This window comes from Streptomyces sp. CNZ287, from assembly GCF_007827615.1.
In genome coordinates this window covers 221,579-232,201 of the sequence record NZ_VISV01000009.1, presented here as the reverse complement: position 1 = coordinate 232,201, position 10,623 = coordinate 221,579, and the positions used below count along the sequence as shown (strand labels likewise).

Genomic DNA, 10,623 nt, shown 5'->3' with positions numbered 1-10,623 from the left:
CCCGTCGGCACGGGGGACGGCGCGTACGGCTGGGTGGTGGGTCAGTCGGCGGTGACGCAGAGGGCGCCGAGGCCCGCGATCCGGTGGCCGTGGACGGGGCCCGGCGGTCCCGCGACCGCGAGCGCGGGCATGCCCGCGGCCCGGGCGGCGCGCAGGCCGACGTCGGCGTCCTCGATCACGAGGCAGGACGACGGGGGCGCGCCGACGAGGGCCGCGGCGGTCAGATACCCCTCGGGGCTGGGCTTGCCCGCGGCGACGTCCTCGGCGCAGACCAGGACGTCCGGCAGCGGCAGTCCGGCCGCCGCCATCCGGCTGCGGGCGACGCTCCGGGTCGCGGAGGTCACCAGCCCCCAGCGGCGCGGGGGCAGGGCGGCGAGCAGCCGCGGGGCGCCGGGTGCGGCGCGGACGCCGGCGGCGTCGGTGCAGGACAGGTGGTCGAACCAGGCCAGTTCGGCGTACGGGTCGGCGTGCGGGGCCAGTTCGCGGATGACGTCGATGTCGCGGCGCCCGTGCGAGGCGCGGATGACCTTCTCGGGGTCGAGGGAATGGCGCCTCGCCCACATGCGGGTGTGGCGGTCCATTGCGGCCGCGGATTCCACCAGTGTGCCGTCCATGTCGAACAGCAGGGCGTGTACGTCGAGCGAGCGCGGTCCGCCGGGGTCGCCGACGTTGCGGAATCCCACATTCAGCAGTGAATGCGTCCTGCTCGCACCCGCCTTGGGGCTTTCCGTGAACAACTTGCCGGTAACGTTGCCCGCCCGCGCGGGCACGGGTATTGCGCCTTCGTCGAGTTCGTTGCCGATTCGTCCCGGCTGATGCGCGGAGTCCACCGGAATCTCCACGCGTGCCGCCTTCCACATAAGTACCTGTCCGTTCGGTGCAAGGTGAACTTCAGGCCGTGCAGCGAGGGTTATGTGGTGCCGTGTTCAGAGCGTGACGAACAGTAGTCGGGTGGTGACCGGAGGGTCATCGCACGTTCGGTTCTGCGTTCGAGCGAGCGTCATCGTACATGCAATCCGTTGGTCTGAACCATTCTTTTCTCGCAAAATATTTGCCGGACATGTCCCCACTTGGGAGGCGACAGCGTATGTTGCCCTTTTATGCACCTCAACTACCGCCTGTACAGGCGATGTCGCCGACGCGGAGGACGCTCTACGATGACAGGGACCGGCTCGGCGAGCGCGAGGAACCCCGGAAAGGACCCGGACGGCATGGCGCGGATAGAGCAGGGCAGGGTGAATGTCGACACCGGCCACGGATTCGTCCTCTTCCTGGTGGGAATGCGGATCAATTACCTCTGGAAGGTGCACAAATGGTGGCCGGCGTTCACCGCGATGCCGAAGCTGCTGGTGGAACTCGGCGAGGATCCGGAACTCGGGCTGCTCGGCAGCAGAATGAGCCGCAGGGGACGCACGATCACGGTCGTCCAGTACTGGCGGTCGGCGGAGCACATCGAGGATTTCTCGAAATCGCGGGAACACCGGCACAGGTCGTACTGGAAGTGGTTCAACCGCGCCGTGGGCAGCGACGGGGACGTCGGCATCTGGCACGAGCTGTACCACGTGCGGCCGGGTTCCTATGAGGCCCGCTATATCAACATGCCGGAATTCGGACTCGGCGCCGCTTTCGGCGCGGAACCGGGCCGCAGAGCCGAACCGGAATGAGCCGGAAGGCGGCGGGCGGCACCGGATCAGGGTAATGCGGCGCCGGGTTCGTGCAATTCCCCGGCGGTGTCCGCGACGCTCGCGGACTCCACGGCCACCGCCCCCGCGTGGCCGTTCCCCGGCGCCAGATCGACCAGGTGCCAGCCCGGCACGGCGGTGGAGACGTCGTCCGCGTCGAGGGCGCGGCCGAGGCCCACGCCGAGCCCCTTCAGGTACGCCTCCTTGCGCGTCCACAGCCGCGTGAACGCGGCGGAGCGCAGCGCCTCGGGCGCCGTCAGGACCACCGCGCGCTCCGCCGGGTGCAGCCGCTCCACCAGGCTCCGCTCGGGCGGCGCGGCCCTGACCGGCTCCACGTCGACGCCCACCCGGCCGGTCGCGACGGCGACGAGCACCAGCCCGCCGCCGTGCGAGAGGGAGAACTCCGGGCCGTCCGCGGGCCGTTCGAGCACCGGCCGGCCGTGCGGGCCGCCGCACCGGGGGCAGGCGCGCCGGCCGAAGCGGAGCGCCGCGGGCGCGGTGCCGGTCAGCTCGCCCAGCAGCCGGCGCAGTTCGGCGTGGGCGACGCCGTAGCGGATCCGGTCGGCCCGGCGCAGGAAGCTCGCGTGCCGCCGCCGCTCGGCGTCGTCGAGCGCCGACAGGTCAGGTTCGGCGCCGGGCCCGGCGTCGAACGCCCAGACCCGCGCGCCCGCGGGCAGCCCCGGCGGCGCGGCGGCGCCGGGCGTGACCCGTACGCCCGCGAGGGCACCGCCGGGCGCGTCCGCGACCCGCACCGCCGCCCCGCGGCCGTCCGGGAACCCGCCTCCGGCAACCTCGGCGCCGCTCTCGACCGCGGCCGCCCCGGCCGCTTCCCCGGCTACGCTCCCGTCCCGCTCCGGCCGTCGGCCTCGCCCGTGCTCCGCCATCGCCCGTCCCACCCCCGTTTCGAACAGCCTCTCCACGCCGCCCCGTTCGCGCCCGCGAGCGTCAGGCGTTGCTCAGCGCGGGCCAGCGTATCTGCGTCGTACACACCGATACGAGCAGCGCGGACGCGGCGACGGCGCCCATGCCCCACGCCAGCCCGGCCGCGCCCGCGATGAAGCCGATCGCCGCGGGCCCGCCCAGCAGCCCCGTGGTGCCCATCGACGCCACCAGGGACAGCGCGTCGGGGCCCTCCCGGGCCGCCGCGACGTACACGCACGGCGTCACGGCCGCGACGCCGAGACCGACGCACGCGAACCCGAGGAGCGCCGGCACCACCCCGCCCGCGAGCACCGCGACGGCGAGGCCCGTGCCCGCCAGCACGCTGCCGAGCGTGACCACGGGTCCGTCGCCCCAGCGGGTGCGCCAGCCGTCGGCGAAGAGGCGGGCGACGACCATCATCACGGAGACCACCGCGATGCCCAGCGGCGCGATCTCGGGCGCCGCGTCGGCGACGTCCTCCAGGTAGAGCGTCGACCAGTCGTTCATGGCGCCCTCGGTGACGGTGCCGAAGGCCATCGCGCACCCCATCCAGAGCGTGACGCGCGACGGCAGCCGCCACCTGCGGCGCCCCTTCTCCGGCTGCCGGAAGCCATTCCCGGCGGGCAGCCCGGTGCGGGCGACGGCGAGGAGCGCCAGGAGCAGCACCGCGGCCACCGCGAAGTGTGCGGCCATCGCGTCGGTCGCGGTCTGCACGGCGGACGCCAGCAGCGCGGCGGCCAGCGAACCGGCGCTGAAGGTGGCGTGCATCTTCGCCATCGCGGTGCGCTCGTGGATCTCCTCCAGTGCGGCGCCCTGCGCGTTCATCGCCACGTTCAGACAGCCGACGGCGACGCCGTCGGCCGCGACGAGGACCAGCGCGACGGGGTAGGTGGGCGCCGCGGCGAACGCGGGCAGGAACAGCAGCAGGGCGCCGGCGGACGCGAACGCGAGCCGTTTGGCGCCCATCGCCTTCATGAGGTGGGCGACCAGCGGGAAGGACGCCGCCGCGCCCGCGCCGCAGGCCATGAGCAGCAGCCCCAGCTCGGTCGCCGTCAGGGCCAGCTCGTCCTTGACCCGCGGCAGCCGGGACACCCAGGTGACGTAGTGGAAGCCCAGGAAGCAGAAGAGCGCCGCGATGGCCACCTGGGCGCGGCGGAAGTCGTCGTGTATCCGCGGCATCGTCACCGGCCCGCCTCCCTGGACATGTAGACCGCCCACGGGCCGTAGCCGGCCGGGGGTGCCACGTCGTAGTGCGGGCGGTAGCCGCGGCGGGTCCAGAACGACGCGGTGCCGGCGACGGCGACGAGGGAGATCCGGCGGAACCGCCGGGCGCGGGCGGTGGCGGTGAGCCGGGCGAGCAGGCGTCCCGCGAGCCCGGCGCCGCGCAGGTGCTCGGCCACGACGATGTCGTGCAGGTGCAGGTTGTCGGTCGCGTGCCGGGACTCCTCCGCGCCGCGCAGTTCGGGGCAGCGGAACGCCGGGTACGGCAGCGCCAGCAGGTAGCCCCCGGGCGCGCCGTCGGCGTCCAGCACGAAGCAGGTGCCGGGCGAGGCCCGGCCGCGGAACTCCAGGGCCGCGCGGCCCTCGGCGAGCGCCCGGTCGGCGTACGCGCGGTCCTCCAGCGCGGCGATGGCGCCCCAGTCGTGGGCGGCGATGTGCCGGATGCGCACGTCAGCCGGCGCGCAGGCAGGTGTGCGGTAGCGGGCCATAGCCGTTGAACCCCCGGGTCATGTAACTGACGGCGTACGCGCCGCTGGAGAGGATCCACACCGGATCCCCGGACGCGGCCGCCCTGGGCACCTGCACCGGTACGCGGCCCTCCGCCACGACGTCGTCGCTGTCGCACGTGGGTCCGGCGACGACCGCCGGCACCAGCTCCGCGGCGGCGCCGTGGGAGGGGAACACCAGCGGGTAGTGCAACCGGTCGACCTCGTACAGGCCGTTGAACCTGCCGCAGCTCAGGAAGAGCCAGTAGTCCCGCCCGCCGTCCGGGTGCCGGCGCGAGGAGAGCCGTGCGACGTGCGCCCGGATCGCGCCGTGGTCGGCGACCAGGTGCCGGCCCGGTTCGACGACGAAGCGCAGCGGGTCGCGGGCCGCGGCGCGCAGCCGCGCCATGCCCCCGCGGATCGCCGCGAACGTCTCGTCCAGCTCCGGCACCAGCGGCCGGCCGCGCAGGTCGCGGTAGCCGAGCGCGGGCAGGCCGCCGCCGAGGTTGACGTGGTCGGGGTGGATACCGCGCCGGGCCAGGGCCGCGAGTACGTCCGCGAAGGTGTCGAAGGCGCGGCGCCATGCCGCGGCCGTCATCTGCTGCGAGCCGACGTGCACGGAGAGCCCGGCCGGGGTGAGCCCTGCGGCCCGCGCCCCGGCGAGCACCCGCACCGCCTCGTCCGGCGTGCAGCCGAACTTCCGGCTGAGCCCCCACAGCGCGCCCTCGCCGGTGGTGGCCAGCCGGCAGAACACCCGCGCGCCGGGCGCGAGTGCGGCGATGGCCAGCACGTCCTCGGGGCTGTCGGTGGCGAAGTCGCGGACGCCGAGGCGGTGCGCGGCGAGGATGCCGCGGTCGGACTTGACGGTGTTGCCGTAGTGGATACGGGCCGCGGGCGCACCGGCGCCGAGCGCCTGCGCCACTTCGCCGGGACTCGCGGCGTCGAACCCGGCGCCCTTCTCCGCGAGCCGGGCCAGCACCTCGTCGACGGGGCATGCCTTCATCGCGAACCTGACGTCGACGCCGGGCAGCCGGCGCCGCAGCTCGTCGTAGCGCTCCTCGATGCCGGGCAGGTCGTAGATGATCCGGTCGTCGTCCGCGGCGGCGAGGGCGGCGCGCAGCCGTGCGGTCACGGCTGCGGTCGTCACGGGCGGGGCCGGCGGGGCCGGCCGCGGGGACCGTACGGCCGCGGTCACCGGCCGGCCCCCGGCACGTCCGTCGCCCTGCTCGCCCGCACCAGCGGCTCCCACGCGGCGATGAGCAGCGCGAAGTCGGCCATGTCGCGGGCGGCCTCCGCCGGCAGGCCGGAGGCGCGGGCCGCCAGCACGCCGGCGAACTCCGCGTATGTGCCGCCGAGTTTGCGGTACGCGATCTCCAGGGCGGTCAGCCGCATGACGTTCTCGTCGCGGTCGAGCCGGGAGCTGCGCGCGACCAGTTCACCGACGGCGGCGGCGCGCAGGCGGTGCCGGTCGTCGAGGAGCGCGGCGCCGGCGGCGGCGAGTTCGTCGTAGACGACGTTGAAGTAGCGCATCGACAGCAGGAACTTGGCGAATCGCATCTGGTAGGCCGTGAAGCCGGCGCCGGTCTTCCGCTCGTCGGTGTGGTAGTTGACGATGTGCCGGTTGTGGAGGACGCCGGGCAGGGTGGCGTCGTGGACGAGGTGGAGGAGGAAGTAGTCGCTGCCGATCGTGTCGGTGGCGGGCGGCAGCGGTACGGCCTCGTACACGCCGCGGTGGAAGGCGACGTTGCACATGTCGACGCGCATCGGGTCGACGGCGCCGAGGACGGCGTGGTCGCCGCCGAACGCCTCGGTGCCCGCGCCCTTGAAGGACTCCTCGACCAGCGCCCGCTTGCGCTCCTCCGGCCAGTGCGGCGGCGCCCAGAGGCTGACGACGTCGTGGTAGACGGCGGGATCGAGGTCGTGGATCTCAGCGATGTCGACGGACATCTCGCCGACGAAGGAGGCGCCGACGAGCGAGACGGGCTTGGGGGCGTGGAGCGGGTTCAGCGCGTCTGCATCGACCCGCCGGGCGGCTTCCGCGGCGGGCAGGCCGAGGGTGGCGAGTTCGTGGTGGACGGGGAAGACGGGCCGGCCGCCGGCGGTCTGGTAGCGGCTGTCGGAGTCCCGGCGGTGCACCGAGCCGCAGCCGAGGGCGGCGGCGAGGAGGAACGCGCGGTCGGTGCAGGCGCCGTACGAGACGGCGTCGGGCAGCAGCAGGCGCAGCAGCTTCCCGGCGCCCGCGACCCGGGCACGGCGGAGCACGGCGGTGAGGAACGTGCGCTGCTCGGCCTCGCCGAAGTGGTGCACGACGACCCCGGGCACGCGCGGCAGCCCGGCGACCGCGGCGGCGTGGCCCGCGCGGTCGCGGTCGGCGGCGGAGTCGAGGATCAGGAAGTGCACCTCGGCCCCGAAGTGGGCGGCGGCGTGGACGGCTTCCTCGTGGACGGCGGCGATGGTGGCCGCGCAGGCGCGGTTCGTCGGCAGCGTCAGGCAGATGCGTGCCACGGCTCCCCCGTCCGCTCCGGCTCCGCCCCGGCCCGGCCCTCTTCGGTCCCGCCGGGCGCGGCGTCCGTCGCGGGGGCGCGCCAGGAGTCGAGCCCGAGGAGCTTGCGGCCTAGCCCGGTCAGCGCGGCCGGTCCGTACCGCTCGGACTCGTGCCGCCGGGAGTCGCCGAGCAGGGTGGCGTTCCAGTCGGGGGTGCTCAGGGTGCGCCAGGACTCGACGCGCGAGCGGCGCAGCCGCTCGTGCTCCTCCAGGGCGGGCATCATCGCGAGGTACTGCACGGCGCGTACGCCGCTCTCCGAGGCATTCGCGGCGACGCCGTGGGCCAGCAGCCCGTTCCAGATGAGCAGGTCGCCGGCGGCAAGTTCGGGGCGTACGACCGGGAACTCGGCGGGGTCGGTGTCCGGCCGGATCGGGTCGCGGCCGGCGGGCTGGGCGAGCTTCCACTTCTCGAAGTCGCGGAAGAGCTCGGGCGCGCACTGGAAGCCGCCGTGGTCGGGGCGGGTGTCGTTGAGCGCGATGATGCCCTGCACGCGCTGCGGGAGGACGGCGAGGGTGGTGTCGACGTCCCAGTGCAGCTCGATGTCGAAGCCGGTGTCGGTGGGCTCGATGAGGGTGCGGCTGCGGTTGCCGACGTTGGGCGGGTTGAGGTTCAGCCGGTCGAGCGTCACCCACAGCTCGTCGCAGTCCCAGACGTCGGCGAAGGCGTCGTAGACGCGGCGGGTCTGGCGGCTGTCCCAGATCAACTGGTGCTGGTACGCCTCGACGAAGCCGTAGACGTGCAGGTCGCGGTCGAGGTCGGAGCGGAACTCGCGGTCCTCGTACCAGGTCTCGGGGCGGTCGGGGTCCAGGCCCTGGAAGTCCCAGGCGAAGTCGAGCAGCAGGGCGGCGGCTTCGGCGGGTATCGCTTCCCTCACCACGACGTAGCCGTAGGTCTGCCAGTGGGCGTAGTCCTCGTCGGAGAGCACGCGCAGCGGCCGGGACTTGCGGATGTCGCGTAACGGGGTGCGGGCGAGGTAGGACTCGCCGTCGGCGCTGAAGTACGGGATGTCGGAAGCGGCACGGTACAGGTACGGGCCGGGGTCGGGCATGGAACGTCCTCCAGAAGTGGAACTCGTTGCGTGCTGCCGTCACACCGCGCCGGTGAGGACCTCGGCCGCGGCGATGCCGGAGACGCGCGTGGCCCCGTGGGTCGACAGGTGCACGGCGCCGAGCCGGTCCTCGGCGGGCAGCCCCATCTCGACGACGAGCGCGTCGGGCCGCCGCCGCAGCAGGTCGGCCAGGGCCTGCCACATCCACGGGTGGCGGGCGGCGTCGCGGACGACGACGACCAGCTCGCGGCCGTCGGCCGGGCGCAGCGCCCGGCCGTCGAGCACCTCCGCGGCACCGCCGGCGGCGCCGGTCAGCTCGGACTCGCCGAGGCGCACCGACGTGGTGCCGGGGCGCAGGGCGCGCAGCGGATCCGCAACGCCCCAGGGCGTACGGCCGTCGATGGCGAGGCTGGTGACGGGTGAGAACTCGACGACGTGCGGATCGCCGGCGAGCGGGAAGCGGGCCGGGCCCGCCGGGTCGTGGTGGACCCGGACGGCGCGGCGGGCGGCGACGAGGCCGATCTGGTGGTCGGCCCCGTCACCGCCGCGGGGGTCGCCGGCGGGGACGCCGCGGGTCAGCGCGGCGGACCAGGCGGCGAACTCGTGCACCCGGGCGGCGGCTTCCGCGAGCCGCTCCCCGGGCAGGCTGCCGTCGCGCATGGCGGCGACGATGGCGTCGGTCAGGCCGGTGGTGACGGACTCCTCGGCGTTCTCGCCGCCGACGCACACGGCGTCGACGCCGCCGGCGAGCGCGCGGACGGTGGCGCCGTCGATGCCGTACAGGTCGGAGACGGCGCCCATCTCGATGCCGTCGGTGACGACGAGGCCGGTGAAGCCGAGTTCGTCGCGGAGCAGGTCGCGGATGATGCGGGGGCTGAGGGTGGCGGGGAGGGTGTCGTCGTAGGCGGGGATGAGCATGTGCGCCGTCATGACGGTGCGTACGCCCGCCTCCATGGCGGCGGTGAACGGCGGTAGCGCGGTGCGGGCGATCTCGCGGGCGTCGTCGGCGACGTGCGGCAGGCCGTGGTGGGAGTCGACGCTGGTGTCGCCGTGGCCGGGGAAGTGCTTGGCGCAGGCGGCGACGCCGGCGGACTGCAGCCCGCGGATCCAGGCGGCGGTGTGCCGGCAGACGAGGTCGGTGCGGGCGCCGAAGGAGCGGACGCCGATGACGGGGTTCTTGGGGTTGGAGTTGACGTCGGCGGAGGGGGCGTAGTTGAGCGAGACGCCCATGGCGTGCAGTTGGCGGCCGATGTCGTACGCGACCTGCTCGGTCAGCTCGACGTCGTCGACGGCGCCGAGGGCAAGGTTGCCGGGGCGGGTGGCGCCGGTGCCGGCCTCGATCCTGGTGACGTCGCCGGCCTCCTCGTCGATGGCGATGATCAGGTCCGGGTTCTCGGCGCGCAGCTCGGCGGTGAGGGCGGCCACCTGCTCGGGGTGGACGATGTTGCGGCCGAAGAGGACCACGGACGCCAGGCCCTCGCCGATTCTGCGGCGCAGCCAGTCGGGCGCGGTCGTGCCCACGAACCCCGGCTGGAGAACCGAGTTGGCAAGCCGGGCGAGTTCGGGGTTGTTGGCTGCCATGGAGACCTCCGCGGGAGCAGGGGCGGGACGGCGGCCGCGGCGGACTGCGGGGCCGTCCGCGCGACGGGTGCGAGTGGTGTGGAAGGCGGATGGGAAGGGACTGACGTGGCGAGGAAAGACTTGGTACAGACCAATGCCGGATACTGGCCTATACCAATCGGGAGTGTCAAGGAAGTCCGCGATCCGGGCGAAGGCGGAATACCCTGCTCCGCAACGGTGGGCGGCCGGGGGCCGGCCTGCGGGTGGCCTGGGGACCACGCTCCGGCGGGGCGGTACGTGGGCGCGCTCCCGGGCGGGAAGCCCCGGTCCTCCGCGGGTGTTGACGCTGACAGCCTTTGACAGATCTTGACCGCCGGGAGGCAGGAAGATGCTGACCTTCGACACCAGGACCTGGGAGCCGAGCGAGCGGCGGGTGCGCGGCAGCCTCGGCGGCGCGGTCGTGGTCGACAGCGGGGCCGCGCTGCTGGTGCGGGAGGCGGGCAGGCCGTACGTGACCTACGCCTTCCCGCGCCGCGACGTCCGCACCGACCTCGTGCCGGACGCGTTGCGGACGTACGACGGGGACCCCGACCTGGCGGACTACGTGTCGGTGCGGTGGTCGGCGCTCGACCACTGGTACGAGGAGGACGAGGAGCGGCTGGTGGGCCCGCAGGACCCGTATCACCGGGTGGACGCGGTGCGCAGCACGCGGCACGTACGGGTCGCGATCGACGGGCAGGTGGTCGCGGAGTCGCGCCGGCCGCTGGCGGTCTTCGAGACCGGGCTGCCGGCGCAGTTCTACCTGCCGCCCGAGGACGTGCGGCTGGAGCTCTTCGAGCCCACGGCGACGCGCACGGGGTGCCCGTACAAGGGCTACGCGTCCTACCGGACGTACCGCGGCGAGGGGACACCGGAGCGCGCGGACGTGGCGTGGTCGTACGAGGATCCGCTGCCCGAGGCCGCGCCGCTGGCGGGGTACGTGGCGTTCTACGACTCGGTGGCGGACGTCGTGGTGGACGGGGGGGAGTCCGCGGACGACCGCTATCCGGGCGCGGTGGCGGCCGCGGAGCACGCGTTCGCGCTGCTGGAGAACGGGCTGCGCCGGCTGCCGCGGACGCGCCGGCGCCGCGGCGGCCGTACCGGCTGAGGTCTCGCCGGGAC

General features: G+C 74.2%; 10 protein-coding genes. 2 read left to right on the top strand and 8 right to left on the bottom strand.

What is annotated here, in order from left to right; all coding sequences use genetic code 11:
• Positions 1-41: 41 nt before the first annotated feature.
• Positions 42-683: an HAD-IA family hydrolase gene (locus FB457_RS18585; RefSeq protein WP_253911520.1), complete on the bottom strand. Its 642-nt coding sequence runs from the start codon at positions 681-683 to the stop codon at positions 42-44.
• A gap of 474 nt (positions 684-1,157) precedes the next feature.
• Here FB457_RS18585 and FB457_RS18580 point away from each other — a divergent pair, with 474 nt between their 5' ends.
• Entirely contained in the window at positions 1,158-1,664 is a 507-nt protein-coding gene (locus tag FB457_RS18580; RefSeq protein ID WP_347614279.1) for a DUF4188 domain-containing protein, read from the top strand.
• Positions 1,665-1,690: 26 nt separating this feature from the next.
• On the opposite strand, the gene FB457_RS18575 is transcribed toward FB457_RS18580, so the two are convergent.
• The 7 genes from FB457_RS18575 to FB457_RS18545 all read right to left on the bottom strand — a co-directional run bounded on the left by FB457_RS18575 (position 1,691) and on the right by FB457_RS18545 (position 9,483).
• The gene (locus FB457_RS18575; protein WP_052770564.1) at positions 1,691-2,566 is read right to left on the bottom strand and encodes a 4'-phosphopantetheinyl transferase family protein; all 876 of its coding nucleotides are present in this window, start codon (positions 2,564-2,566) and stop codon (positions 1,691-1,693) included.
• A 61-nt stretch (positions 2,567-2,627) separates the two neighbouring features.
• Entirely contained in the window at positions 2,628-3,782 is a 1,155-nt protein-coding gene (locus tag FB457_RS18570) for an MFS transporter (RefSeq protein ID WP_145782496.1), read from the bottom strand.
• Positions 3,783-3,784: 2 nt separating this feature from the next.
• Entirely contained in the window at positions 3,785-4,312 is a 528-nt protein-coding gene (locus FB457_RS18565) for a GNAT family N-acetyltransferase (protein WP_047019170.1), read from the bottom strand.
• The gene (locus tag FB457_RS18560; RefSeq protein WP_486589066.1) at positions 4,275-5,441 is read right to left on the bottom strand and encodes a type III PLP-dependent enzyme; all 1,167 of its coding nucleotides are present in this window, start codon (positions 5,439-5,441) and stop codon (positions 4,275-4,277) included. Before FB457_RS18560 ends, FB457_RS18565 begins: the two co-directional genes overlap by 38 nt.
• A gap of 59 nt (positions 5,442-5,500) precedes the next feature.
• A complete protein-coding gene (locus tag FB457_RS18555; RefSeq protein ID WP_145782453.1) occupies positions 5,501-6,814 on the bottom strand; it encodes a DUF6271 family protein in 1,314 nt (437 codons plus the stop codon).
• On the bottom strand, positions 6,796-7,902 hold the full coding sequence (locus tag FB457_RS18550) for a phytanoyl-CoA dioxygenase family protein (protein ID WP_347614274.1): 1,107 nt from the start codon (positions 7,900-7,902) through the stop codon (positions 6,796-6,798). The genes FB457_RS18555 and FB457_RS18550 overlap by 19 nt, the downstream gene beginning before the upstream one ends.
• A gap of 39 nt (positions 7,903-7,941) precedes the next feature.
• Positions 7,942-9,483 carry a glycoside hydrolase family 3 N-terminal domain-containing protein gene (locus FB457_RS18545; protein WP_145782452.1) on the bottom strand — a complete coding sequence of 514 codons (1,542 nt, stop codon included), beginning with the start codon at positions 9,481-9,483 and terminating at the stop codon, positions 7,942-7,944.
• A 367-nt stretch (positions 9,484-9,850) separates the two neighbouring features.
• Here FB457_RS18545 and FB457_RS18540 point away from each other — a divergent pair, with 367 nt between their 5' ends.
• Positions 9,851-10,609 carry a DUF427 domain-containing protein gene (locus FB457_RS18540; RefSeq protein ID WP_145782451.1) on the top strand — a complete coding sequence of 253 codons (759 nt, stop codon included), beginning with the start codon at positions 9,851-9,853 and terminating at the stop codon, positions 10,607-10,609.
• The last annotated feature ends 14 nt before the right edge of the window (positions 10,610-10,623 follow it).